The organism is Nonomuraea sp. JJY05 (assembly GCF_043496855.1).
Lineage (GTDB): Bacteria > Actinomycetota > Actinomycetes > Streptosporangiales > Streptosporangiaceae > Nonomuraea.
This window is the reverse complement of record NZ_JBIEIS010000032.1, coordinates 116914-141957: the sequence shown is the minus strand read 5'-3', so window position 1 is coordinate 141957 and position 25044 is coordinate 116914. Positions and strand designations below refer to the sequence as shown.

Genomic DNA, 25044 nt, shown 5'->3' with positions numbered 1-25044 from the left:
CAAGGAGACACCATGCCCCCCACCCGCATCGTCACTTTGGCACTCTCCGTCCTGCTCGGCTGCACCACGCTGGCCGCCTGCGGCAGCGGCGGCGACCAGCCCGCGAGCACCGCGAAGGCGGGCGGCGGCAGCAGCGCCGCGGACGCCGGCGGCCTGATCGCGATCATCACCCCGTCGCACGACAATCCGTTCTTCAAGGCCGAGGCCGAGGCGGCCAAGGCGCAGGCCGAGAAGCTCGGCTACGAGACGTCCGTGGCCTCGCACGACGACGACCCCAACAAGCAGAGCGAGCTGATCGACGCGGCCATCTCCCGCCAGGCCAAGGCGATCATCCTGGACAACGCGGGCGCCGACGCCTCCATCGGGCCGGTCCGCAAGGCCGCGCAGGGCGGCGTCCCGGTCTTCCTGATCGACCGGGAGATCAACGCCACCGGCGTCGCCAAGGCCCAGATCGTCTCCAACAACTCCCAGGGCGCCCAGCTGGTCGCGCAGTCGTTCGTGGAGGCCATGAAGAGCAAGGGCAACTACGTCGAGCTGGTCGGCAAGGAGTCCGACACCAACGCCAGCGTCCGCTCCAAGGGCTTCGCCGACGTGATCTCCCAGTACCCGGACATGAAGCCGGTGGCCAAGGAGAGCGCCAACTGGGACCAGCAGGAGGCGTTCACCAAGATGGAGACCCTCATCCAGAAGAGCCGCGACATCCAGGGCGTCATCGCCGGCAACGACACCATGGCCCTGGGCGCGGTCGCGGCGCTGAAGGCCGCGGGCCTGCTGAAGAAGGTCGTGGTCGTCGGCTTCGACGGCAGCCCCGACGCCATCGCCGCCATCAAGGCGGGCGAGATGCACGCCACCGCGCTGCAGCCCGCCGCCCTCGGCGCCACCAGCGCCGTGGACCAGGCCGACCAGTTCATCAAGACCGGCAAGACGGGCAAGGACGAGAAGCAGTCCATCGACTGCGAGCTCGTCACGGCCGACAACGCCGACGAGTTCGGGGTGTTCGCCAGGAAGTGACCCCGCCGGAGTCTCCGCCACAGCGGTTCGGACAATAGGCTTCATTCAGGAGTGAATAGAAAGGGGTGCGCGGTGGTCCAGAACGCGGAACGTAGGCGCGACACGACCAAGGACCACCTGCGCCTCCTGGCCCGGGTGGCACGCATGTACCACGAGCAGAACATGCGCCAGCCGGAGATCGCCGCCACGCTCAACATCTCGCAGCCGCGCGTGTCCCGCCTGCTCAAGGAGGCGGTGACGCGGGGCATGGTCCGCACGGTGGTCACGCTTCCCGACGGGGTGCACACCGAGCTGGAGGAGGAGCTGCAGCGCCGCTACGGGCTGCGCGACGCCGTGGTCGTGGACGTCGAGGACTACCAGGACGACGTGATCCCGCCGCTGGCCTCGGCCGCCGCCGCCTACCTCGGCGTCACCTTCACCGGCGGCGACGTGATCGGCATCTCGTCCTGGAGCGAGACCCTGCTGGCCACGGTCGAACGCCTGCCGCAGAAGAACTCCCAGGTCGCCGACCGCGTCATCCAGCTGGTCGGCGGCGTCGGCAGCCCCGAGGCGCAGGTGCACGCCACCCGCCTAGTGGCCCGCCTGGCCAACCTCACCTACGCCCGGCCGATCTTCGTGCCCCTGCCCGGCGTGGTCGCGACCACCGCGATCCGCGACGCGCTGCTGGAGGACCCCAGCGTGAAGGACGTACAGGCGCAGTGGCACGACCTGACCGTGGTGCTGGTCGGCATCGGCAGCCTGGAACCCTCGCCCCTGCTGCTCAGCAGCGGCAACGCGGTCAGCCAGGCAGACCAGGAGGAGCTGCGCGGGCTCGGCGCCGTCGGCGACGTCTGCCTGCACTTCTTCGACGCCACGGGCAAGCAGGTCGACTCGGGCTTCGACCAGCGCGTCATCGGCATCGACGCGCCGACCTTCCGCGCCGTCGAACGGCGGGTCGGGGTCGCGGGCGGCATGCGCAAGCTCTCCGCGATCAAGGCCGCCATCGAGGGCGGCTGGGTCAACGTCCTCATCACCGACCTGACGATCGCCCGCCTGCTCTGCTCCTGATCGCGTTACGCTGGATCCACCTGACAGGGGTGATGCCGGTGTCCGATCTCCAAGCTCGCGTAGCGCCGATCAACCGCTTGGCCCGCCGCCTGGCCGCGGCGATGGGCGTGTCATGGTTCCTCGGCGTCGCGTGGATCGTCCTGTACTACGTGGATCCCACTCTCCCGATCCTGATGGACCTGGGCAACTGGAACCTGCTGGCCGGGTTCGGCCTCTTCCTGCTGGGCGTGGCGTTCGCCCTGGCCCTGCTGGTGACGTTGATCGTACGGTCGGCACGCCGGCACTAGGCCGGCCCACCTCGCGATCGGCCACGGCGGGCTCGTAGCCCGCCTCTTCGGCTCGCCACGTCCAAGGCCGGCGCCGGGCCCGGCGCCGGCGTGGCCACCGCCGGCCCGAGAATCCCGAGGCCCGGCCCGAGCGCGCCCGCGACTCGGGCGCTCCGGCTGTCTTCAATGCGGGGCCGAGCGTCCGCATGCCCCGTTCGAGCCCGGTCATGGCGGCGTGGCGCTTTCTGCGCATCTGTGCCACAGTTATAGAACAGTCCCAAGAGTTATAGATGGGTGAGGCACATGGCGACAGAAGCTCTGGCGACGCGGCCAGGTGTGATGGAGGACCCCGGCGAGCGGGGCAGGTTCGGCGAGTACGGCGGGCTCTACGTGCCGGAGTCGCTGGTCGCGGCCTGCCGGCAGGTGGAGGCGGCCTACCGGGAGGCCAGGACCGACCCGGCGTTCCGCGAGAGCCTCGCGGAGTCGCTGGCCCTGCACGTGGGGCGGCCCACGCCGCTGACCCCGGCCCGGCGGCTGTCCGCCGAGCTTGGCGTGACCCTGCTGCTCAAGCGGGAGGATCTCGCCCACACCGGGTCCCACAAGATCAATAACGTGCTGGGCCAGGCCCTGCTCGCGCTCCGGATGGGCCGTACCCGGCTGATCGCCGAGACCGGCGCGGGGCAGCACGGCGTGGCCGTCGCGACCGCCGCCGCGCTGCTGGGGTTGCCGGCGACCGTGTTCATGGGGGAACGGGACATGGAGCGGCAGGAGCTGAACGTGTTCCGGATGCGCATGCTGGGCACCGAGGTCGTCCCGGTGGGCACCGGCAGCCGCACCCTCAAGGACGCCACCAGCGAGGCGATGCGCCACTGGGTGGCGGCCACCGAGGAGGCGTACTACTGCGTCGGCTCGGTCATCGGGCCCAACCCGTACCCGTGGATGGTGCGCGAGTTCCAGCGCGTGATCGGCGACGAGGCGCGCGAACAGTGTGCCGGGGCGCTCCCGGCCGCCGTGCCCGACTACGTCGTGGCCTGCGTGGGAGGCGGCTCCAACGCGGCGGGCACGTTCGCCGGCTTCGTCGACACCACCGCCCGGCTCGTCGGGGTGGAGGCGGAGGGCGGCGCCGGGGCGGCCAGAGGCAGTCTCGGCGTGCTGCACGGCTTCCGCTCGCTGTTCCTCCAGGACGACCACGGGCAGATCATCGAGGCGCACTCCATCGCCGCCGGCCTCGACTACCCCGGGGTCGGGCCGGAGCACGCCCACCTGCGTGACCTCGGCCGGGCGCGCTATGTCACGGTCTCCGACGAGGAGGTGGTGGACGCGGCGGTGCGGCTGGCCCGCGCCGAGGGCATCGTGCCCGCGCTGGAGTCGGCGCACGCGGTCGCGTGGGTGATCCGCGCGGCGCGCACGGGCGAGCTGCCGTCGGGTGCGACGGTCCTGCTCACCCTGTCCGGCAGGGGCGACAAGGACATCTCTACCCTGAAGGAGCTGGTATGAGTACCGGTCTGCTCGAAAGGCCGCTGCGCGCCCGGCGCGACGGCGGCCACAAGCTGCTCATGCCGTACGTGACCGGCGGCATCACCCCCGGCTGGACCGGCTACCTGCGGGCGTTCGCCGCCGCCGGCGCGGACGCGATCGAGCTCGGCCTGCCGTTCTCCGACCCCACGCTGGACGGCGCCACCATCCAGGAGGCGTCGGACGCGGCGCTGGCCCGGGGCGCGACGGCCCACGGCATTCTGGCCGAGGTCGCCGAGCTGCGCCTGGACGTGCCGCTGGTCGCCAGCACCTACTACAACCTGGTGCTGCGCGACGGGCCCGCGGAGTTCTGCCGGGCGCTGCGCCGGGCGGGGATCGCCGGGCTCATCGTGCCCGACCTGCCGCTGGACGAGGCCGGCGAGCTGGCGGACACGGCCGCCGCCACCGGCGTCGACCTGGTCCTGCTCGCCTCCCCCGCGACGCCGCAGCAGCGGCTGGACGAGATCGCGCGCCGCAGCCGGGGCTTCGTCTACGCCGTCTCGGTGATGGGGACCACCGGCGAGCGGGCCGCGCTCGCCGAGCCCGCCGCCGCCCTCACCGAACGGATCAAGCAGGGCAGCGACCGGCCGGTCTTGCTAGGATTTGGCATTTCCACGCCGGAACAGGCCGTGGAAGCCACCCGGCGCGCCGACGGTGTCGTCATCGGTGCCGCGATCATGCGCCGGATCCTCGACGGGGCGGGGCCGGACGACGTCGGCGCCTACCTGACGGGCCTGCGGCGGGCCCTTGACCAGGAGCGTGAAGAAAGACGATGGCTCGCGACGCCGGACACGAAGCGAGGTACCGCGCCATAGCCGCCGACCTCGCCGCGAAGATCCGGTCGGGACATTACGCCCCCGGCGAGGCGCTGCCCTCCCAACGCGAGCTGAGCGCCTCGTACGGGGTCACCCTGATGACGCTCCGCCAGGCGCTCCGGCAGCTCAGCGACGAAGGGCTGATCGTGCAGCAGGCCGGCCGGGGCACGTTCGTGTCCCCGCCGCACCTGGCCTACCAGCTGGGCTCCCTGCAGAGCCTCACCGACGACCTCAGGAAGCAGGGCCACGAGGTACGCACGCTCGTGCTCGGGCGCTCCCTGCGCCGGGTGCCGGCCGGGGTCGCCACGCAGCTGCGCACCGCTCCCGGCGAGAGCGCCCTGCGGCTGGAACGGGTGCGCGAGTTCGCCGGCCGCCCCGCGATCCACCAGGTCTCCTGGATCCGGCGGCCGGCCGCCGAGCGGATCCGCGATCGTGACTTCACCGCCGTCTCCCTCTACGACGCCCTCGCCGACTGCGGCGTGGCGGTGGCGCGCGCCTCGGAGAAGATCCGGCCCGGCGGGCTCGACCCGGCCCTCGCGGCGCACCTCGGGGAGCCTCCCGGCAGCCCGGTCTTCCTCAGCGAGCGGATCACGTACGCGCTCGACGCCACCGCGCTGGTCGCCGACCACGCCACCATCCTGGGCAGCATGATGGAGATCCGCACAGAACGGGCCGCCACCGGCCTCTCCCTCACCTGGGGCCCGAGCACCTGACCCCAACGCGCAAGACCGCCCAGGTAGATCTTGGTCAATGTTTTCGATCTACGTCGGCGCAGGTCAGCGTGTCAGTTGCCGAGGACGATCGATCGGCTGCGATGTTGGTGCTCCAGGTCTCACCCGGTGTTGGAGCGCACAATGATCAATCTCGGCTTCGTCGGGCCCAGCCGTCCCGCCAACGACTACAAGCTCACCGATGTGGTCGACGGTGACACCCCGAAGATCGAAATGTCGGTCCGCATGGTGTCCATCGACACCCCGGAAAGCCACTACGGGGGCACCCCGGCCACGGCCCAGGCCGCGCTCGAGCGCACCAAGGCCCGCCTGCAGGACGGCACGTACGACGCCATCCCCGAGCACCTACGCGAATATCTCATCTCGCGCATCACCCCGAACGCCGCGGATCACCACCTGACCGCCGGCCAGCTGGCGGCCGAGGCGCACAAGACCATGGTCAAGACCCGCCTGACCCGCCCGGACGGCACCACGCGCAAGCTGGCCGTCGTCGCCACCGGCGAGCTCGTCGAGAACCACGGCCGCCTGCTGGCCTACACCGCGCCCTGGTTCGCCGGCGGGCCGTCCGACCCGATGCCGCCTCGCGACGACCCGCAGCGCCGCACGTTCAACCTCGACATGCTGTCACTCGGATGGGCCGCCAGCTTCCTCATCTACCCCTCCATCCCGCCCGCCTTCGACCTGAACCTGATGCTCGACGAGGCCGAGGTCGCCTGGCAGCAGAAGCGCGGCGCGTGGCAGCAGTTCGGCCCGGAGCTGCTGCTGGGTTACGAGTACCGGGCCTGCGTCAAGCTCGGCGTGAAGGACCTGAAGGATCCCGCGGAGGCCGTCGCGAACGCCTACGAGCGGGTGTGCGTGGACCTGCGCACCCTGACCGAGGTCGGCCTGTACGGCTACCACCAGGTCCCGCCGCCGAACCGGCTGTGGATCTGGAAGAAGGACCTGGAGCAGGCCCGCAAGGACCTGCCCATCAAGCACTAGGTCCGGCGCTCACGCCGCCGTGCGGATGATGCCCAGGGCCTCCTCCACGCGGTCGGCGTGGGTGCGGAAGCTGAGCACGCACAGGCGCAGGAAGAACCGCCCGTCGACGGTGGTGCTGCTCAGGAACACGCGCCGGGTGTCGTTGACGTCCGCCAGGAGCCGCCGGTTGCGCTCGTCCGTGCCCCGCAGCCGGAAGAGCACGACCGTCAGGTCCGGCCGCCACGGCACCTCGAAGCGCGGGTCCTGGGCGAGCCGGCGGTGGACGTGGCCGGCGAGGTCGAGCTTCTCGTCCAGCTCCCGCTCGAAGGCGCCCACGCCGTGCAGGTGCAGCGGCAGCCACAGCCGCAGGCCGCGGAACTCCCTGGTCAGCTCCACCCCGAGATGGCCGTAGTCGGGCAGGCCGTCCAACGCCCGCAGGTCCTGCAGGTACCGGCCGTCGGCCGCGTGGGCGGCGTGGAGCACGGCCGGGTCGCGTACCAGCAGCAGGCCGGTGCCGTACGGGAGGAAGAGGCTCTTGTGCGGGTCCAGCACGATCGAGTCGGCGGCCTCGATCCCGGCGAGCCGGGTCCGGCCGCGTTCGGTGAGCTGGAAGCCGCCGCCGTAGGCCGCGTCCACGTGGAACCAGAGCCCTTCGCGGCGGGCCAGCTCGCCGAGCTCGGGCAGGGGGTCGACGGTGCCGGAGCTGGTGGTTCCGGCGGTGGCGACCAGCAGGAACGGGCGCAGTCCAGCCGCGCGGTCGTCGGCGATCATCCTGGCCGCCGCCGCGATGTCCATGCGCAGGTCAGCGGTGGCGGGCACGACGCGGATCCGCTCCGGAGGCAGGCCCGCGATGCGGGCGGCCTTGGCCACGCAGTAGTGCGTGTGCTCGGTCACGTACAACGTGCCGTCGCCCGGGCGGCCGTGCCTGGCGGCGAGCAGCGCCGACAGCGTGGCCGGCGAGCCACCCGTCGTGACCAGCCCGCCCGCGCCCGCGGGCAGGCCGAAGCGGTCGCAGAACCAGGTCAGCACCCCGTGTTCCATGGCGACCAGGGCGGGTGACAGCTGGGCCACGCCGGTGAAGCGGTTGGCGGCCTGGGCGAGCAGCTCCGCCAGCGCCGCGGTGACCAGCCCGCCCGCCGGGAAGTAGGCCAGATAGCCGGGCCCCGCCGTGTTCACGCCTTGCCCGGCCGCCTGGCGGAACGTCTCCAGGAGCGCGCCGAAGTCGCCGGGGCCGTCGGCAGGCGGCCGGAGCAGGGCGGTGGCCAGCCGGTCCGCCTGCCCGTAGTCGCTCGCGGGCGCCGAGTCCAGATCGGCGACCCAGTCGGCCAGGAAGTCCACCGCCTGGCGGCCCAGCCGGGCGACGGCGGATCGGTCGAGTTCGAGGGGAAGAGCACCTTCGTCGGTCGTCACGCGAGGCACCGTAGACCGGCGGCGGAGGTCAAGGATTGGACGTTATTGCACTGCGCGCTGGTAGGCGCGGGGCGGGACGCCCACGAGTCTCCGGAAGTGCCGCGAAAGGTGCGACTGGTCGCAGAACCCCGCCTCCACCGCGGCCTCGGCCGGCGGCACGCCCTGTCGCAGCAGCTCGCGGGCCCTCGCGACGCGCAGCTGGGTCACGTACGCGTGCGGCGGCATGCCGTACGCGCGCCGGAACGAGCGCAACAGCGCGAACGGTGTGACCCCGGCCGCGGCGGCCAGCTCGTTCAGGCCGGGCGGGTCCGGCATGGTCGCGTGCAGCAGGTCGCGGATCCGGGCCATGCTCCTCCGCCCGGCCGAACGGGCCGGACGCCCCGGGCGGCGCGTGCCGTACGTGCCGAGCACGAGGGTCAGCAGTGCGTGCAGCTGGGAGTCCGCGGCCAGCGACGCGCCGGACTCCGCCGCGCGATGGGCGGCCGCCACCCGCCGGGCCACCCGTACGTCGGACACCACCCTCCGGTCGAACGACGGGATCCCAGCGGGCACGCCGAGCTCGTCCGCGACCTGCCGCAGCTGCTCGACGCTCGGGTACAGCACCCGGTACGTCCACCCGTCGGCGGTCGGGGGCTCGCCGGTGTGGACGAGGCCGGGCTCGATCAGCACGACGTCGTCCGCGCTCGCGTACTCGACGCCGTCGGCGAAACGGATCTCCTCCAGGCCCGCCTCCAGCGTCCCGATCGCGTACGTCTCGTGGCTGTGCCGGGCGAACCGGCGCCGGACGAAACGCGCCCGCATCAGGTCGAGGCCGCCGAGGCCGCGATAGCGCCAATAGCTGGCGAACTCTCCGGATGCCATGACGCCCTCCCCGCCGAGCCCGTCGTCACCGGACCAGCGTAGGCGTTCCCAACCACCTGTTCTTCCCCGGCACGGGCCCCTCGACCCCGGCGGAGTACGAGCCGCCCCAGCACGTCGAACCGGCGGTGGTCGCGGACCTCGCCGAGTGGCTTTCACCGGGTCTGCGGGAGATCACCTGACTTCTGCCCGGTCTCAAGGGCCGGCTCGCTCTCGCTCCGCTGGGCGGGCAGCTCGGGAACGGCCTCCTCCTCAGCGAGGGCGGGCCGCTCGGGCCGGCCCCGTTCGGAGCCGACGGCGGCGGGCCCGGCCTGGACCCGTTCGGAGCCGACCGCGGGGCCGGGCTGGACCCGTTCCGCGCCGACCGCGGCGGGCTCGGCCTGGGCGGCGTTCTGCGTCCCCCGTTCGAAGAAGCGCAGCAGCTCGACCGGCAGCGGCATGATCAGCGTGGAGTTCTTCTCCGCGGCGACCTCGACCACGGTCTGCAGCAGGCGCAGCTGCAGCGCGCCCGGCGTCTCGGCCATGATGCCCGAGGCGTCGGCCAGCTTGCTCGCGGCCTGCAGCTCTCCGTCGGCGACGATCACCCTGGAGCGCCGCTCCCGCTCGGCCTCGGCCTGGCGGGCGATCGACCGCTTCATGGCCTCGGGCAGCTGCACGTCCTTGATCTCCACGCGGTCGATGTGGATACCCCAGCCGAGCGCCGGGCTGTCGATCATGAGCGCGAGGCCCCTGTTCAGCTCCTCGCGGTTGGTCAGCAGGTCGTCCAGCTCGCTCTTGCCGATGATGGACCGCAGCGACGTCTGCGCCACCTGCTCGACGGCGAACAGGTAGTTCTGCACCTCGATCGCGGCCCGCATCGGATCCTGCACCCGGAAGTAGGCGACGGCGTCGACCCGTACGGAGATGTTGTCCCTGGTGATGCCCTCCTGCGTGGGGATCGGCATCGTGACGATCTGGACGTTGACCTTCCGCATGCGGTCGACCCCGGGGATCAGGAACCTCAGGCCCGGCTGGCGGATCTGCTGCTGCGCCCGGCCGAAGCGGAAGACGATGCCGCGTTCGACCTGGTTGACGACTCTCACCCCGGTGACCACCACCAAGAAGAGGAAGAAGGCGATGACTCCGAGCACGATGTTGATGTCCATGGACCTATCCCTTCTCTTACGAGACTAGGCCCTGACCTCCGCAGCCGCAGCTACGCCTCGGGACGAGGGCGGCGCGAGTGGCCAGCGGGGCCGCCGCGTCGAACAGCAGGGCGACGGCCTGCTCCGCCATGGCCTGGAGCGGCTGCTCGGTCACCGTGAGCGCCGGAGCGGTGTGGGCGCTCTCCGGGGTGCCGTCGAGGCTGATCACGGCGAGCCGGTCGGGCACGGCCAGGCCGTGGGCCCAGGCGCCGGACAGGACCCCGATGGCCTGCTCGTCCGTGGCGGTGACCAGGGCGCGCGGCAGGGTGCCCGCGGCGGCGAGGCGGCGGGTCAGGGCGTCCGCCGCGGCCCGCGAGTAGTCGCAGCGCAGCAGCTCGGCGCCGGGGTCGCCGGCGACGGCCGCGTGCCAGGCCGCCCGCCGCACGCCCACGGGCCCCTCGTCGTCCGGGCCGGCCAGGAAGGCGATGCGCCGGTGCCCGTGCCCGCGCAGGTGCGCGACCGCCTCCCGTACGGCGTCCTGGTTGTCGGCCGCCGCCACGGGCGCGCCCGCAGGCCCGTTGTGGACATAGACAGCGGGTACGCCGGCCGCCTCGGCCACCTCGGCCACGTCGCCCACGGAGTCGGCCGAGACGATCACCAGGCCGTCGACCTGGGCGGCCAGGAAACGTTCGACGAGATGTCGCTGGCGCTGCGCCGAGTAGCCGGCGTTGCCGACCAGCGTGAGCAGGTCGCGGCCCTCCAGGGCCCGCTCGACGTGCCTGGCCAGGGCCCCGAAGTAGGGGTTGGACGCGTCGGCCAGCACCAGCCCCGCCACGCCCGTGGTGCGCGAGCGCAGCGCGCGGGCGATGCGGTTGGGCCGGTAGCCGAGCTCGGCCGCCGCGGCCAGGACCCGCTCGCGGGTCGCGGGGGCCACCGGACGGGGCCCGTTGTTCATCACATAGCTGACCACCGCCGTCGAGGTCCCCGCTCGGCGGGCCACGTCGGCCAGAGTGCTCGGACGTTTCCTCATGGCGGTTTACATTCTCGCATCTAATCGATTAGATATGCACTCGGCAGTTCTAAACGATTAGACATGAGGTGACCGTGCTGCCCTTGATCGTCGACACCGACACCGGCTCCGACGACGCCGTGGCTCTACTGCTGGCCGCCGCCAGCGGCCTGGGCGACGTACGCGCGGTGACGACGGTGGCGGGCAACGTGCCCCTGCCGACCGCCACCCGCAACGCGCTCATCTCCCTGCAGACGGCCGGCCGCCCGGACGTCCCCGTCCACGAGGGCTGCGAGAGCCCCATGACCCGCGCGCTGTCCACCGCCCAGCACGTGCACGGCCAGGACGGGATGGGCGATCTGGGCCTCCCCGACCCCCTGGGGGCCGCCGAGCGGGAGCACGCCGTGGACGTCCTGCTGAACGCGCCCCGGCGCCTGCCCGGCAAGCTGACGCTGGTCACCCTGGGACCGCTCACCAACCTCGCCGCCGCCCTGCTCCGCGACCGCGACCTGCTCTCCCGCTACCGGCACGTGTACTGCATGGCCGGCGCCGCGGACCTGTGGGGCAACGTCTCGGCCACCGCCGAGTTCAACGTGTGGGCCGACCCCGAGGCCGCCCGCGTGGTGCTCCAGGCCGCCACGCCGGACCAGGTGACCTGGATCGGCTGGGACGTCTCGCGCCGGGACGCCGTCATGACCCCGGCGGACCAGCTCCGGCTGGAGCGGCTCGGCACCCCCATGGCCACCTTCGCCCACCGCGTCAACCGGACGGTCGCCGACTGGGCCCGCGACGTCACCGGCCTGTCCGGCTACGACCTGCCCGACCCCGTCGCCATGGCCGTGGCGCTCCGGCCCGAGCTGGCCGCCGAGCGGGAGCGGGCGTACGTGGACGTCGCGCTCGGCGACGAGACCCGCGGCCAGCTCATCATCGACCGCCGCCGCTCGGCCCCCGCCCCCAACCTGACCCTGGTGCGGCGGGTCGACGAGACCGCTTTCAAGCAACTGCTCTTCGACACCTGTGAGGGACAGCCATGAACCGGCGTTACGAGTTGCACTGCCACCTCGACGGATCGCTGCGCCCGGGCACGATCGCCGATCTCGCGCACAGCCAGGGCATCACCCTGGAGGCCCCCGTCGAGCAGCTGGTGACGGCGCCCGCCGGGTGCGGCAGCCTGAGCCGGTTCCTGACGTACATCGAGGTGCCCCTCCAAGTGCTGCAGACGCCCGACGCGCTGAGCAGGGCCGCCCGCGAGCTCGTGGAGGACTGGAGCGCGGACGGTGTGGTCTACGGCGAGGCGCGCTTCGCCCCGCAGCTGCACGGTCGCCAGGGCATGACCGTCGACGAGGCGGTCGAGGCCGTCGCCGAGGGCCTGGCGGCGGGCGAGGCGGCGACGGGAGTGCGCACCGGGCTGCTGCTGTGCTGCCTGCGGCACCAGACGCCGGAGCAGAGCCTGGCCGTCGCCGAGACCGCGGTGCGGCACCGCGACCAGGTGGCCGGGCTCGACCTGGCCGGCGACGAGCGCCTGTACGCGGGCACGCCGCACCGGGCCGCGTTCGAGCTCGCCCACGCGGCCGGTCTCCCGTGCACGGTGCACGCCGGCGAGGCGGCGGGCCCGGAGAGCATGTGGGAGGCGATCGACGTGCTCGGCGCCCGCCGGATCGGGCACGGCGTCCGCTGCACCGGCGACTCCGCGCTGCTCGAACGGCTGCGCCGCGACCGGATCGCCCTGGAGATGTGCCCGATCAGCAACGTGCTGACCGGCGCCGTCCCCGGCCTGTCCGAGCACCCCGCGATCCCGCTCCTGGAGGGCGGGCTGGCGGTCACGGTCAGCACCGACGCGCGTACCACCGCCGGGACCACGCTGGAGCGGGAGTTCGCCGGGTGGACGGCCGAGCAGGAGAGGCTCGCCCAGGCGAACGCGGCGGGGGCGGCCTTTCGGAACTGAAAGTTTCACCGGGTCTTGACAGGCTCTGTTGCGAGCCGGCAGCACTACGGCAACTGGATGCTGCTGCAGTACATCAAGGACCGCGACGGCCTGGCCATGTTCAACCGCCTGTGGAACGAGGCCAAGAGCAACGAGCACCCGCTGGAGACCTACCGCCGGATCGCCGGCATCGACCAGGCGGAGCTCAACCAGCGGCTGGGTGAGTACGCCCAGCGCAACGTGACGCGGGCTGGTCGTACGGGTTCGTCGCGGTGAAGAATGGCACGCCCCGCTACAGCCCCATCTACAACTCCTCGAACGGCGAGGTGACCTTCCAGACCCAGGCGGGCGAAAAGGACGTCTACCTCGTGGTCGTCGGCACGCCGAGCGCCGTGCACAAGTACGCCTTCCTCGACGGCTACCCGAAGAACTACCGCTACCCGTACCAGTTCCGCCTGCAGGGCGCCACGCCGTGGGGCTTCGAGCCCGGTCACGTGAAGCCGGCCGCGCCGGGCGGCGGCCACTGGCACTCCAACGGCGGCGGCTGGGTGGACAACCGCGCCAACGTGGCCGCCACCGCCTACGTCGGCCCCCGGGCCGCCGTCTACGGCAACAGCACGGTCAGCGGCAACGCCCGCATCGAGGATCTGGCCTGGGTCAACAGCGGCGCGACCGTCGGCGGGAGCGCCGTGGTGAAGAACAGCGCGCTGGTCCAGGGCGGCGCCAACCTCGGCGGCAGCGTGGTCGTCGGCGGCGACGCCGAGCCTGCGACGGCCTGCTCCTCGGGCACGTACCTGATGTTCAACCCCGACCGGCGCTGCGACGGCGGCGGTGGCGAGGCGGACGTCAACCCGTCCCACCCGATCTTCAGCGACGCCGACCTCGCCTTCGGCGGCGGGGGCGGCGACCCCACGCCCGTCAACCTGGCCTCGAGCGCCACGCCCTCGGCCTCCTACACCTCGCCCTGGGAGAGCGTCGCGGCCGTCAACGACGGCCTCGTGCCCAGCCCGCGCTGGGGCACCTGGCCGGAGACCGGCACCCAGTGGGCCGAGCTGACCTGGTCCTCGGCTCAGACGATCAAGTCGGCCGAGGTCTACTTCTTCGACGACGACGACGGGGTGCGCGTGCCCGCCTCGTGGAAGCTGCAGTACTGGAACGGCAGCGCGTACGCGGACGTGCCCGGGGCGAGCGCGTACGGGGTCACGGCCGGGGCGTACAACCCGGTCACGTTCACCGCCGTCAGCACCACCAGGCTGCGGGTGGTGCTGCAGAGCGGCCAGGGCTCGGTCGGGCTCCTGGAGGTCCGCGCCTTCGGCTGACGGGCCGCCGGTCACGCCGATGCGCTGGGCGAGGGCGACCCGGGATAATCGGCGCATGGCAGACCCCATCGAGATAGCGGACTACGACCCGGCCTGGCAGGAGGAGTTCGCCAGGATCGGCGAGGCCCTGCGCCGGCGGCTCGGCGACGTGGCACCGCGGGTCGATCACATCGGATCGACCGTGGTGCCCGGCCTGGCGGCCAAGCCGGTGATCGACGTCCAGGTGTCGGTGCGGTCGTTCGAGCCGCCGGAGGCGTTCAGGTCGCCGCTGGAGAGCCTCGGCCTGGTGTGCCGGGCGGACAATCCCGACCTGACCAAGCGCTACTTCCGCGAGGCGCCGGGCGAGCGCCGCACGCACGTCCACGTACGCGTGCTGGGCAGCTTCTCCCAGCAGCTCTCCCTGCTCTTCCGCGACTACCTGCGCGCCCACCCCGGAGCAGCGGCCGAGTACGCGGCGGTCAAGCGGCGTCTCGCGGCCGAGTTCAGGCACGAGCGGCACCGATACGTCGAGGCGAAGCGGCCTTTCATCTGGGACACGCTTCGCCACGCCGACGACTGGTCTCAGAGCACCGGCTGGACGCCGGGCCCGAGCGACGCATGACTCAAGGGCTGGTCCCGGTCTCGGTCCGTACGTCGTCGTACTCGACCGCGTAGTCCTGCTTCGACCGGTCCTTCAGGGCGAACGCCGCAACCACGCTGATCAGCGCACATATCGCCATATAGACGGCTATGGCGAACGAGCTCTGATAGGTCGCGTACAACCAGACCGCGATCAACGGCGCGGGCCCACCCGCCGTCACCGAGGCCAGCTGGTAGCCGAGCGAGGCCCCGCTGTAGCGCAGCCGCCCGGTGAAGCTCTCGGCGATGAACGTGGCCTGCGGGCCGTACTGGATGTCGTGAATGGGCGCCGCCAGCACGATGGCCAGCAGGACCAGCGAGGGGACGCGGGTGTCCAGCAGCGGCCAGTAGACGAACGACCAGACCACCATGGCCGCCGCGCCGATGATGTAGAGCTTCCGGCGCCCCACGATGTCCGAGACGTATCCCCAGAAGGGCACGGTGAACAGCGACACGACGCCCGCGGCGATGACGTACGGGTAGATGTCGCCCGCCTTGAACCCCAGGGTCTTGGTGGCGTACGTGAGGATGAAGACGGTGAAGATGTAGAACGGCGCCTGCTGCCCGGTCCGGAGCAGCGCGCTCAGCACGATCTCCCGCCAGTTCCTGACGATGACCTCGCGCACGGGGACGCGTTCGACCCTGTTCTCCTGGAGGACCTTGGTGAAGACCGGCGTCTCCAGGATGCCGAGCCTGATGTAGAGGCCGACGCCGGCCATCAGGATGCTGAGCAGGAACGGGATGCGCCAGCCCCAGTAGGGGTCGAGCGGCTGGAACACTTCCAGGGCCAGGTAGCCGAGCACGAGCCCGACGGGCACCCCGAACTGCGGCCAGCTCCCCAGGAACCCCCGCCGCCCGCCGCGCGAGTGCCCCCACTCGGTGGCCAGCAGCACGGACCCGCCCCACTCGCCGCCGACACTGATGCCCTGCAGCAGCCGCAGTACGGTCAGCAGGATGCCGCCCCAGATGCCGATCTGCTCGTACGTCGGCACCAGCCCGACCAGGGCGGTGGCGATGCCCATGCTCAGGAGCGTGATGATGAGGGTGGCCTTGCGGCCGATCCGATCGCCGTAGTGACCGAAGATCGCCGCCCCGATCGGGCGGGCGGCGAATCCTCCGAAGTAGGTGCCGAGAGACAGGAGCAGACCCGTGGTCGGGTCGCTCTTGGGGAAGAACAGCTCCGCGAAGATGGTGCTGGCGGCGAAGCCGTACAGGAAGAAGTCGTACCACTCGATCGAGGTCCCCACGGCGGAGGCGATCACCGCCCGGACCAGTTGCCTTCTCGTCTGCTGCTGTCCTGTCGCGTCGAGTCGCTGCTCCTCTGACATCTACCGCTCCTCGGTAGGTCTTACCTTTCCCGCGACGTTACATGACGCAACATTGGTGGTCACGAGGGTGCTTTCAGAAGTATCTGGGGGCCAGGTCCGTGGTGGGCCACGTCTTCACGGTGCCGATCGCCGCACCGAGGATGGGGTCGATCGCGTCGAAGTCCAGCGTGCCCTCTTCCTCCCTGCGGTTGAAGATCGCGCAGTAGCTGAGGCCGTTCTGCACCCGCGCGAGGAAGCTGCGTGGTCAGCGGCTCGGCCGCACTGGCCGACGCGGGACGCGCCCCGAGCGCGATCGCCGGCACGGCACCGGCGCCCGCCTGGAGGAGCCGGCGGCGGCTGAGCGTGGTCGCATTTCCCCCTGATTGTTGGTGGGCGGCGCTCAGGCGGCCTCTGCGGCGCGGAAGGTCTTGAGCGCCTCGGGGCCGAAGAAGGAGCCGTAGCTGGTGGTGCTGTTGCGCAGCGCGTGGGTGGAGATCTGGTAGCCGGTGCCGGTGATCTTGTTGAAGCCCTGGAACCACGGGCCGCCGCTGGAGCCCCCGCCCATGTCGCACAGGAACGCGTACTTCATGCCGTAAGCCGGGGCCACCGAGGCACCGCTGCAGTACTGCAGGGTCTGCCCGCCGTTGCCGTTGCTCGGGTAGCCGAGCAGCAGGTTGGCCGAGCCGGCCGCGGTGGAGTTGAACCTGATGCCCTGGCCGCCCACGGTCTGCACGGCCGTCTTGCCCTTCACCGGCTTGACGACCAGCATGCCGAAGTCGAACGGCGGCTGGTGAGCGCCATTCTTGTAGTAGCCGGACCAGATGAACATGGTCCGCGCCACGAACTTGCCGTAGGGCGCCGCGCCGTTCTTGTACGCCGGGACGAAGACCAGGTTGGTGCTCCACCGGCCCTCGCCGTCGATCAACGCGTGCCCGACGGTGACGACGACGTCCCCGTCCGCGCTGGTCACGACGTTGCCGGAGGCCACGAAGTCCCTGCCGTTGCCGCCTGTGCCGAACACCTTGCCCGCCGTCTTGGCGATGAGGCCTCCGGACTTCCACGTCCGCTGCTTGGCCGCCGAGGTGACATACGGCGTGACCCACCGCATCGTGCTCTTCGAAGGCGTGGGCGCGATGTCCACCTGCTCCTGCGCCGCGTACGGCGTCACGCTCCTGGTCGCACCGCTCCCCGCATCGTCGGGGGCGGCAAGCGGCTGTGCGGCGCGCATCCGCTCCGGGGTCCAGTAATCGCTCCCGGCCGCGAATGTCGTCGGAACCTGGCGCGCGAGCGGCGCGTCCCCCTCCGGGGGCTCGGCGACGGCGGCGTGGGCACCCAGCCCGAGCATCAAGGCGGTCAAGCCGACGATGGGCAAGGTACGCATGGGACCTCCGTGACAAGCGTGACGGAGAAGATTTACCACACTTGTCACGAAAATGGACAATCGTCACGGACCATCCAGCCCGCCATACGTGGAGACCTCGATCAGGTTCCCGTCAGGGTCGGGAAATAGACCGAGGTGATAGCGCCCTGGGCACCGGTCCGCGAGGCCGGCCGGAGGATCACTTGTCAGGCGGTGACCTTCAACTGGTGCACACGCTGCTTGGACAGGCCCATGACACGTGCCGTGTCCGGCTCCGACCAGTGGTTCGTGAGGGTCTTCGCAACCTTGACGGCCAACTCCGCGGCACGCTTGGCGTGAGCCTCGGCCAGTCCCTTCTCATGGTGGTATTCGGCCACCACAGCGGCCAGGTCCTCGGGCAGGTCGAAGACCAGCTCCACGCCAGGGGTGTCCTGGGGCCAGGCCCAGGCGTGGAGCTGCGCCAAATCACGCTCCATCTGCGACAAGGAGCCGGCCACGCCGACGCCCTCAGTCTCTCCAGTGGGACAACGCGACACCCAGCGCCCGTTCTCGTAGGTGATGACATAGGTAATCGTCCTGCTCATCGGCTCATCCTCTCGATGACCGCCTCCAGGCGCTTCAGGGCTTCACGAAATAGCGCTGGGTCGCGATCCGGGTTCGCAGGGATCATGACGGGGACCGAGATGATGCCATCCTTGATCACTCGCACCGCGCACATGTCGCCCTGGAGGTGGTACAGCCAGTCAGCGGTGACACCTGCGGCAGCCACCATGGCTGCGACTTCGGCGAGCCGGCGCATGTGCGGGGGGAAGACGCTCGGTCACATCACCGAAGATACCGCACTAGGAGGGGTCTTCCTAGAGCGGTAGGAAGATGCGAAAACGCTAACCATGCGATGCCAAGACCAAGCCATGCAGTTGGCTGGAGCGTTTCTGGCACATTAGGCGGAAACGGGCGCATGGATAAATAGCGCTCTATTCTGATTTCTTCAGCGTGCAGATTCTGTCGGCGCCGCCCTTCATACTCGCCATCAACACCGGTCTTCCAGGAGGGACCCATGGCGAGGGGATCCAGACGGGGCAACAGGCGGCGAAAGTCGAACGGCATCGACGATCTGCGGGTGATGGGACTGGTGGGAGCCGGCGTCGCGATCGCTTTAGTGGCCTACTTCATCACGCAATACCCGGGATGGGCGATGGCCATAACCATCGTCCTGATCGGAGCTCTGAGTGGCGGGCTCTTCCTGCGGCACCGGGTCATCCAGGCCCGCCGCCTGCAGTTCCTCGCGGCCAACGCGGCCCTGGAGAAGGTCGACCTCATGACCGGGCCGCAGTTCGAGCAGCTGGTCGCCGAGCGCATGATCGCCCAGGGGTTCCGCCGGGTGCGGATTCGGGGCGGCGCCGGGGACGGCGGTGTGGACATCACGGCCGTCGCGCCCGACGGCACGCGATGCGCCGTCCAGTGCAAGCGCTACAACAAGAGCGTCGGCGCACCGGCGGTCCGCAACTTTCTCGGGGCCCTGGCCAACGCCTTCACCGGACACACCGGCGTGCTCATCACCTCGGGGCGCCTCACCCACCCGGCCCGCCAGGAGGCGACGAACGCGCGCCAGACGCTGCTGCTCGTCGAGCGCGACCTGCTCGCCGATTGGCTGACCGGGAGGTTCGCGCTGCTCGCCAAGCCGGCGCGGCTGGTCGAAGGCGACGAGCTGGCGACCTGAACAGCGGCGAGCGGGACGGTCAACCGGATCCACCGCTCGTCACGGAGACGAAGCCGGAGCCTGCGCGGTAGTTGGGTGACTGGTGGCGGAAGTAGGTGTTGTAGACCTCGCAGTAGCGGCCCCCGCGGGCCAGCAGGGTCGCGTGGTCGCCCTCCTCCACGATCCGCCCGTGGTCCAGCACGATGATGCGGTCGACGTGCTCGATCGTCGAGAGCCGGTGCGCGATGACGATCGAGGTGCGCCCGGCCAGCACCAGGTCGAGACCCTCCTGGATCTGGGCCTCGGTCAGCGGGTCGACGCTGGCCGTGGCCTCGTCCAGGACCACGATCGCCGGGTCCTGGATCAGCAGCCGGGCCAGCGCGACAAGCTGCCGCTGACCCATCGACAGCGCCCGCCCGTGCTCGCCCACGTCCGTCTCCAGCCCATGGGGCAGGGCCTCGATCCAGTCGCCGCCGCCCACCGCGGCCGCCGCCGCGCGTACCTCGTCGTCACCCGCCTCCGGCCTCGGGTAGCGGATGTTGTCGGCGACCGTGCCGCTGAACAGGAACGGGGCCTGCGGCACCGCGCCGATCTGGCTGCGGAAGGCGCCCAGCTCAAGGGTGCGGATGTCGCGCCCGTCGATCAGCAGGCGGCCTTCCTGGAACTCGTAGAACCGGGTGATCAGCTTGCTGAGCGTCGACTTGCCGGCGCCGGTGTGGCCGACGAGCGCCACCGTCTCCCCTGCCTCGATGAGCAGGTCGAAGTCGCGCAGCACGGGGCTGGCGGCGTCGTACCCGAAGGTGACGCCCTGGAACTCGATGCGCCCGGCCAGCCTGCCCGGCGGCTCCGCGGCGGTCTGCACCACCCGCGGCGGGGCGTCGATCAGGGCGAAGACGCGCTCGGACGCGGACAGCCCCTGCTGGAACTGGGACCAGAACGCGGCGATGGACGTCAGCGGGAACCAGAAGAGCGACACGCCCTGCAGGAACAGGTACCAGTCGCCCGCGGACAGCCCGCCGTCGAGCACCTGCGCGCCGCCCAGCCGGACCAGGCCCACCGTCGCGAGCCCGGCCACCAGGAAGAGCACGGGGAAGATGGTCGAGAAGACGAACCCCTGCCGGAGCGTCACCTGGTAGCTCTGCCGGTTGATCGGCCCGAACTCGTCGTAGACCTGCTGCTCCTGGCGGAAGTTCTTGGCGACCGCGATGCCGCCCATGGTCTCCTGCAGGTTGGCGTTGACCCGGCCGAGCGAGCGCTGCGCCCTGCGCGTGCTGGCCCTGGCCAGCCGCCGGAACATCAGCGCCAGACCCACCACGATCGGCACCACCAGCAGCGTCAGCAGGGCCAGCTCGACGCTGCGCACGAACAGCAGGACCGTGACGAAGCCGACCATCAGCACCTGGCTGATCAGGTCCATCGTCAGCGTGGACACCGTGGCGAAGTCGTCGGTGTCGGACGTCACCCGGCTGACGATCTTGCCGGACGGGGTCTCGTCGTAGAACGACAGGTCGCGTTCCAGCACCGCGTCGAACGCGTCCTCGCGCAGCCGGAGCACCACATCACCGGTGACCTGCGCGCTGTATCTCTGCCGGATGAAGTTGAACACCCACGAGAACATCCCGGTGACCAGGATGCCCGCGGTGATCTGCCAGCCCACCGAGCCGATGGTGCCGTCGGAGACCGCGTCGACGGCCAGGCTGCCCAGCGCCGGCACGGCCGCCTGGCTCGCCGAAAGCAGCACGATCATGGTGGCGACCAGGACCATCGACCCCAGCTTGGGCCGGAAGTACGACATGATCCGGCGCAGCAGGGCACGGTCGCTGTAGGTGCGGTCGTAGTCCTCGCCGTCGAGGCCGTCCATGATGAAGCCCATCAGCGCACCCCTCCCTGCTCCGCGGCCAGCACCCCGTCCACGGCGGCACCGTCACCGTCCAGCTCGACCTCGTCGTAGTGCGCGAAGATCCGGCGGTAGAGCCGGCTGCGCGCGATCAGCTCGTCGTGGGTGCCGAAGTCGACCACTTCGCCGCGTCTGAGCAGCAGCACCTTGTCGGCCCACCGGATCTGGGAGAGCCGGTGGGTGATCAGCAGCGTGGTGCGCCCCTCGAGGATGCGCCCGATCGCCTGCTGGATCTTGTCCTCGGTGGCGGAGTCGATGGCGCTGGTCGAGTCGTCGAGTACGAGGATCGCCGGATCGGTCAGCAGCGCCCGCGCGATGGCCAGCCGCTGCCGCTGGCCGCCGGAGAGCGTGACGCCGCGCTCGCCGATCACGGTCTCGTAGCCGTCGTCCAGCTCGGCGATGAACTCGGCGGCCTGGGCGTCCTCCGCCGCCCGCACCACGGCCTCGTGGTCGGCCCGCTGTCCCAGGCTGAAGGCGATGTTTTCGGACACCGACCGCGAGAACAGCACGATGTCCTGCTCGATGGTGGAGATCTGGGACCGCAGCGAGTCGAGGTCCCAGTCGCGCACGTCGACGCCGTCGACGAGGATCCGCCCGGACGTGACGTCGTAGATGCGCGGCACCAGCTTGGTCAGCGTGCTCTTGCCCGATCCGGTCTCGCCGACGATCGCCACCGTCTCCCCCGGCCGCACGGTGAACGTCACCCCGCGCACCGCCGGATCCTCGTCGTCCTCGTAGCCGAACGTCACGTCCTCGAAGACGATCTCCCCGCTGATCGGCGCGGCGTGCCCGTCGGCCCGCTGCTCGATCTCGCTGTCGGAGGTGATGACGCTCAGGATCCGGCGCGAGGACACGATGCCGATCTGGATCAGGGAGAACGTGAAGATCGACATCTGGGTGGGGAACCCGAGCATGCCCATGAGCCCCATGAACGCCACCAGCTCGCCGATGGTGATCGCCCCGATGCCCTGGAGGTAGAGGGCGTGCCACAGCGCCCCGGCCATGGCGACCGAGAACAGCAGGGTGGGCAGGTAGCGCGCCTGGACCAGCCCGTTGCGTACGAAGAGGTCGCGGTAGAGCCGCGCGTTGGTGCGGAAGCGCCGCCGCTCCTGCGCCTCCTGCGCGGTCACCTTGATCACCTCGATGCCGCGCACGGCCTGGTTGAGCCCGGCGTTGAGGTCGCCGAACTGCTCGCGCATGCGCGTGGCCACCGGGTTGAGCTGGCGCATGTAGTGCCACAGCGCGACCGCGAACACGACGGCGAACAACCCGGGCGCCAGCAGCAGCCGCGGATCGATCGCCCCGATGAAGAAGATGGGCACCAGCCCGGTGAGCCCCGAGTCCACGATCAGGTCGACCCCGGGCGTGATCATGATGGAGAGCTGCCGGATGTCGTTGGCGGCCCGGGCCATCAGGTCGCCGACCCGCTGCCGGTTGTGGAAGGTCTGGCTCTTGCCGAGCAGGCTCACGTAAAGCTCGTCACGCGCGTCCCGCTCAAGGCGCTTGGCCAGCACCTCGCTCGACAGCCTGGCCACCAGGTCGAACAGCCCCCGCGCCAGCACGATCGCCAGCAGCGCCAGCCCGATGAAGCCGAGCGCGTCCAGCGGCTCGCCCCGCTGCCCCAGCACGGAGTCGAAGGCGTCGCCGGTGAACTGCGGCACCATGGCGTTGAGCACCACCATGACCAGCGACCCGCCGAGGAAGCCGACCAGGTGCACCGGATGCCGGCGAAGGTGGGACCAGAGCCAGCGCACCGGACCGCGCCGGTTGTAGCTCGGGCCGGAGACAGAGAACTCCGAACTGCTGGTGGTCACTGGCAGGCCCTCCCCCGGGCGCGAGCACGCGAGTATCGAACCTGCTTTCTACCACTCGGCACCGACAGTTTCCCATGGGTTTTCGCCGGACCCCCGAGATGGACGACGGCGCCAATGAGAGGTCCGATATCCGCCGTCGTTCCGCCTCCCGATCGGGCCAAGATAGCCGCCATGATCGAACATCCCCCTGGTCAGGCGTACGAGGTCCGCGGCGGCCGGCGCATCTGGACCGAACAGCACGGGGACGGCGACGCCGTGGTGCTGCTCGCCGGACTGGGCCCCGCGGGGTCACATGTGATCTTCCACCCGCACTTCGACGCCCTGGCGGCGGACCACAGAGTGATCTACGTCGACCTGTACGGCCGCGGCCGCTCCGGCCGCCCCCGGCAGCTCTCCGAGATCACCTTCGCCGAGGACGTCGCCGACGTGGCCGCGCTGCTCGACCGGCTGGGCCCCGCCCACCTGTACGGCTTCTCGTATGGCGGGCTGATCGCGCAGGCGATCGCCCTGGACCACCCCGCCGTGGCGCGCACCGTCACCCTGGCCAACACCCTGCACAGCCCCGAGATGTGGCAGCTCAACCACGCCAACATCAACCGCGAGCTGGCCACTCAGCTCCCCGAGGTGTGGGAGCGGATCCAGGCGCTGCGGCTGGACGGGCTGCGCTCCACGGACGAGCCGCTCAGGCGGGAGTTCGCCAAGGCGGCGGCCCTGGTCCGCTTCTACGACCCGGCCAACGCCGCCCTGCTGGCCGACGAGCCCGGCGCCCGGAACCAGGAGCTTTATCCGATCTTCTGCGGCGACGACGTCGATTTCGTGATCGGGGGTGAGGTGGCCAGGATTCCCGACTTCCGGCCGCGGCTCAAGGAGATCGGCGTTCCCCTGATGGTGCTGGCCGGCCGCTACGACCGGGCGCTGCACCCGGCGCTGCAGCGGGACTTCCGGCGCTTCGCTCCCCAGGCCAGGTTCCACCTGCTGGAGCGCAGCGGCTCGTTCGGCCACGTCGAGGAGACGGAGACCGTCCACTCGCTGCTGCGGGACTTCTGGCGGCAGGCATGACCGCCATGGCGGAGACGGACGGACGTACGGTCCGCCGGGACTTCGGGCTGCTGTGGGCCGGGCAGTCGTTGTCGCTGTTCGGGGACCAGTTCATGACGCTGGCGCTGCCGCTGCTCGCCGTGACGGTGCTGGGGGCGACTCCGGCGCAGGCCGCGTTGCTGCCGTTCGCCCTGTTCCTGCCCTTCCTGCCGCTCGGTCTCCCGGCCGGCGCCATCGTGGACCGGTTGCCCCGCCGTACTGTCATGCTCGTCTGTGACGGCGTACAGGTGATCGCGTTCGGCGCGATCTGGGTCACGGCGGTCACCGGCATGCTGAGCTTCCCCCTGTTGTTCGCGCTGGTGCTGCTGAGCGGTTGCGCGGTGGTGTTCTTCCAGGTCGCCTACACCTCGTACCTGCCCGGACTCTTCCCCGACCCGGGCGAGCTGCACACCGGCAACACCCGCCTGGCGCTGTCGGAGTCGACCGCCAAGGCGGTCGGGCCGATGGCCGCGGGTCCGGTCATCGGGCTGCTCGGCGTGGCCGGCGCGCTCCTGGCCAACACCCTCAGCTTCGCCGCCTCGCTCGTCACGCTGGTCGCGATCCGGCACCGCGAGGCGCCGCCCGCCGTCACCGTGCGGGAGCGGGGCTGGGTACGGCGCGACATCGCCGCCGGGCTCAGGTTCGCGCTCGGGCATCCGGTTCTGGAGCCGGTCCTGACCTGCGGCGCCCTCTACGTGTTGTTCCTTTCCATGGTCGAGACCAGCCTGGTCCTGTACTGCCGCAACGTCCTGGGGCTGTCGCCGCAGTGGATCGGGATCGTGGTGGGCGCCGCCGCGGCCGGCTACCCGATCGGCAATCTCTCCTCTGCCTTCCTCATCAGACGTCTGGGCAGTCCGCGCGCGCTCATGCTCGCCGCCACCGTGTCGGTGCTGGGCATCGTGGCCATGCCCGTGCTGGGGGCGCACGGCAGCCTGGGCGCCGCGGGCCTGGTCATCGGCAGCATCGTGCACTGCGTGGGAGAGGGCGCGTTCAGCCCCATCTCACTGACCCTCCGCCAGACCCAGACCCCGCCCGAGCTCCTCGGCCGGGTGTCCGCCGTGCAGCGGTTCCAGTTGTGGGGCGCGGTCGCGCTCGGCGCCCTGCTCGCCTCCGCGGCCACCGCGCTCGCCGGTCTGGAGCCGACGGTGTGGATCGGCGCGCTCGGCACGATCCTGTGCCTGCCCGCCCTCCTCCGTCGCGGCATCCGCACGGCCGTACTCACCCGTACCGTCTGATCCGCGCTGTGGGGCCCCGTCCGCGGGGCCACGGACCGTGGCCCCGCG

26 protein-coding genes are annotated in these 25044 nt (G+C 71.0%); 15 read left to right on the top strand and 11 right to left on the bottom strand.

Features of this window, described 5'->3' with window-relative positions; all coding sequences use genetic code 11:
- The first annotated feature begins 12 nt into the window (after positions 1–12).
- The 7 genes from ACFKCF_RS40360 to ACFKCF_RS40330 all read left to right on the top strand — a co-directional run bounded on the left by ACFKCF_RS40360 (position 13) and on the right by ACFKCF_RS40330 (position 6366).
- Positions 13–1011, top strand: coding sequence for a D-ribose ABC transporter substrate-binding protein (locus tag ACFKCF_RS40360; RefSeq protein WP_394500603.1), 999 nt, complete (start codon positions 13–15; stop codon positions 1009–1011).
- Positions 1012–1083: 72 nt separating this feature from the next.
- Positions 1084–2058: a sugar-binding transcriptional regulator gene (locus ACFKCF_RS40355; protein WP_394500602.1), complete on the top strand. Its 975-nt coding sequence runs from the start codon at positions 1084–1086 to the stop codon at positions 2056–2058.
- A 38-nt stretch (positions 2059–2096) separates the two neighbouring features.
- Positions 2097–2345 (top strand): cell division protein CrgA, encoded by a 249-nt coding sequence (locus tag ACFKCF_RS40350; protein WP_394500601.1) that lies wholly within the window; start codon positions 2097–2099, stop codon positions 2343–2345.
- A gap of 282 nt (positions 2346–2627) precedes the next feature.
- Entirely contained in the window at positions 2628–3821 is a 1194-nt protein-coding gene (gene trpB, locus ACFKCF_RS40345; protein WP_394500599.1) for a tryptophan synthase subunit beta, read from the top strand.
- Positions 3818–4654, top strand: a complete 837-nt coding sequence (gene trpA / locus ACFKCF_RS40340; protein ID WP_394500598.1) for a tryptophan synthase subunit alpha — start codon at positions 3818–3820, stop codon at positions 4652–4654. Before trpB ends, trpA begins: the two co-directional genes overlap by 4 nt.
- The gene (locus ACFKCF_RS40335; protein WP_394500597.1) at positions 4612–5367 is read left to right on the top strand and encodes a GntR family transcriptional regulator; all 756 of its coding nucleotides are present in this window, start codon (positions 4612–4614) and stop codon (positions 5365–5367) included. Before trpA ends, ACFKCF_RS40335 begins: the two co-directional genes overlap by 43 nt.
- Before the next feature lie 141 nt (positions 5368–5508).
- On the top strand, positions 5509–6366 hold the full coding sequence (locus ACFKCF_RS40330) for a thermonuclease family protein (protein WP_394500596.1): 858 nt from the start codon (positions 5509–5511) through the stop codon (positions 6364–6366).
- A 9-nt stretch (positions 6367–6375) separates the two neighbouring features.
- Here ACFKCF_RS40330 and ACFKCF_RS40325 read toward each other — a convergent pair whose 3' ends face one another.
- The 4 genes from ACFKCF_RS40325 to ACFKCF_RS40310 form a co-directional block, all read right to left on the bottom strand.
- Entirely contained in the window at positions 6376–7755 is a 1380-nt protein-coding gene (locus ACFKCF_RS40325) for a pyridoxal phosphate-dependent decarboxylase family protein (protein ID WP_394500594.1), read from the bottom strand.
- A gap of 42 nt (positions 7756–7797) precedes the next feature.
- Complete coding sequence (locus tag ACFKCF_RS40320; RefSeq protein ID WP_394500593.1) at positions 7798–8616, bottom strand: helix-turn-helix domain-containing protein; 819 nt, start codon at positions 8614–8616, stop codon at positions 7798–7800.
- A 152-nt stretch (positions 8617–8768) separates the two neighbouring features.
- Entirely contained in the window at positions 8769–9758 is a 990-nt protein-coding gene (locus ACFKCF_RS40315) for a slipin family protein (RefSeq protein WP_394500592.1), read from the bottom strand.
- Positions 9759–9774: 16 nt separating this feature from the next.
- The gene (locus tag ACFKCF_RS40310) at positions 9775–10767 is read right to left on the bottom strand and encodes a LacI family DNA-binding transcriptional regulator (RefSeq protein ID WP_394500591.1); all 993 of its coding nucleotides are present in this window, start codon (positions 10765–10767) and stop codon (positions 9775–9777) included.
- 74 nt (positions 10768–10841) lie between these two features.
- Between ACFKCF_RS40310 and ACFKCF_RS40305 the strand changes: the two genes are divergently transcribed.
- The 5 genes from ACFKCF_RS40305 to ACFKCF_RS40285 are packed head-to-tail and all read left to right on the top strand — an operon-like array spanning position 10842 to position 14590.
- Positions 10842–11780, top strand: a complete 939-nt coding sequence (locus ACFKCF_RS40305) for a nucleoside hydrolase (protein WP_394500590.1) — start codon at positions 10842–10844, stop codon at positions 11778–11780.
- Positions 11777–12691, top strand: coding sequence for an adenosine deaminase (gene add, locus ACFKCF_RS40300; protein WP_394500589.1), 915 nt, complete (start codon positions 11777–11779; stop codon positions 12689–12691). Before ACFKCF_RS40305 ends, add begins: the two co-directional genes overlap by 4 nt.
- Before the next feature lie 15 nt (positions 12692–12706).
- Positions 12707–12946, top strand: coding sequence for a DUF6055 domain-containing protein (locus tag ACFKCF_RS40295; RefSeq protein WP_394500588.1), 240 nt, complete (start codon positions 12707–12709; stop codon positions 12944–12946).
- Positions 12943–13989 carry a DUF6055 domain-containing protein gene (locus ACFKCF_RS40290; RefSeq protein WP_394500587.1) on the top strand — a complete coding sequence of 349 codons (1047 nt, stop codon included), beginning with the start codon at positions 12943–12945 and terminating at the stop codon, positions 13987–13989. Before ACFKCF_RS40295 ends, ACFKCF_RS40290 begins: the two co-directional genes overlap by 4 nt.
- A gap of 55 nt (positions 13990–14044) precedes the next feature.
- Positions 14045–14590, top strand: a complete 546-nt coding sequence (locus ACFKCF_RS40285; protein WP_394500586.1) for a GrpB family protein — start codon at positions 14045–14047, stop codon at positions 14588–14590.
- Position 14591: 1 nt separating this feature from the next.
- On the opposite strand, the gene ACFKCF_RS40280 is transcribed toward ACFKCF_RS40285, so the two are convergent.
- From ACFKCF_RS40280 to ACFKCF_RS40260, 5 genes are all read right to left on the bottom strand, one after another.
- The gene (locus ACFKCF_RS40280) at positions 14592–15935 is read right to left on the bottom strand and encodes an MFS transporter (RefSeq protein ID WP_394500585.1); all 1344 of its coding nucleotides are present in this window, start codon (positions 15933–15935) and stop codon (positions 14592–14594) included.
- A gap of 73 nt (positions 15936–16008) precedes the next feature.
- Positions 16009–16158 (bottom strand): hypothetical protein, encoded by a 150-nt coding sequence (locus ACFKCF_RS40275; protein ID WP_394500583.1) that lies wholly within the window; start codon positions 16156–16158, stop codon positions 16009–16011.
- A gap of 156 nt (positions 16159–16314) precedes the next feature.
- Positions 16315–17295, bottom strand: a complete 981-nt coding sequence (locus tag ACFKCF_RS40270; RefSeq protein WP_394500582.1) for a trypsin-like serine peptidase — start codon at positions 17293–17295, stop codon at positions 16315–16317.
- 185 nt (positions 17296–17480) lie between these two features.
- Positions 17481–17858, bottom strand: coding sequence for a hypothetical protein (locus tag ACFKCF_RS40265; protein WP_394500581.1), 378 nt, complete (start codon positions 17856–17858; stop codon positions 17481–17483).
- Positions 17855–18073, bottom strand: coding sequence for a hypothetical protein (locus ACFKCF_RS40260; RefSeq protein ID WP_394500580.1), 219 nt, complete (start codon positions 18071–18073; stop codon positions 17855–17857). Before ACFKCF_RS40260 ends, ACFKCF_RS40265 begins: the two co-directional genes overlap by 4 nt.
- Before the next feature lie 258 nt (positions 18074–18331).
- On the opposite strand from ACFKCF_RS40260, the gene ACFKCF_RS40255 reads away from it, so the two are divergent.
- Positions 18332–18994, top strand: coding sequence for a restriction endonuclease (locus ACFKCF_RS40255; RefSeq protein WP_394500579.1), 663 nt, complete (start codon positions 18332–18334; stop codon positions 18992–18994).
- A 19-nt stretch (positions 18995–19013) separates the two neighbouring features.
- Here ACFKCF_RS40255 and ACFKCF_RS40250 read toward each other — a convergent pair whose 3' ends face one another.
- The gene (locus ACFKCF_RS40250) at positions 19014–20846 is read right to left on the bottom strand and encodes an ABC transporter ATP-binding protein (RefSeq protein ID WP_394500578.1); all 1833 of its coding nucleotides are present in this window, start codon (positions 20844–20846) and stop codon (positions 19014–19016) included.
- The gene (locus tag ACFKCF_RS40245) at positions 20846–22684 is read right to left on the bottom strand and encodes an ABC transporter ATP-binding protein (RefSeq protein ID WP_394500577.1); all 1839 of its coding nucleotides are present in this window, start codon (positions 22682–22684) and stop codon (positions 20846–20848) included. Before ACFKCF_RS40245 ends, ACFKCF_RS40250 begins: the two co-directional genes overlap by 1 nt.
- Before the next feature lie 171 nt (positions 22685–22855).
- On the opposite strand from ACFKCF_RS40245, the gene ACFKCF_RS40240 reads away from it, so the two are divergent.
- Complete coding sequence (locus ACFKCF_RS40240; RefSeq protein WP_394500576.1) at positions 22856–23743, top strand: alpha/beta fold hydrolase; 888 nt, start codon at positions 22856–22858, stop codon at positions 23741–23743.
- Positions 23740–24996 (top strand): MFS transporter, encoded by a 1257-nt coding sequence (locus ACFKCF_RS40235; RefSeq protein WP_394500575.1) that lies wholly within the window; start codon positions 23740–23742, stop codon positions 24994–24996. The genes ACFKCF_RS40240 and ACFKCF_RS40235 overlap by 4 nt, the downstream gene beginning before the upstream one ends.
- The last annotated feature ends 48 nt before the right edge of the window (positions 24997–25044 follow it).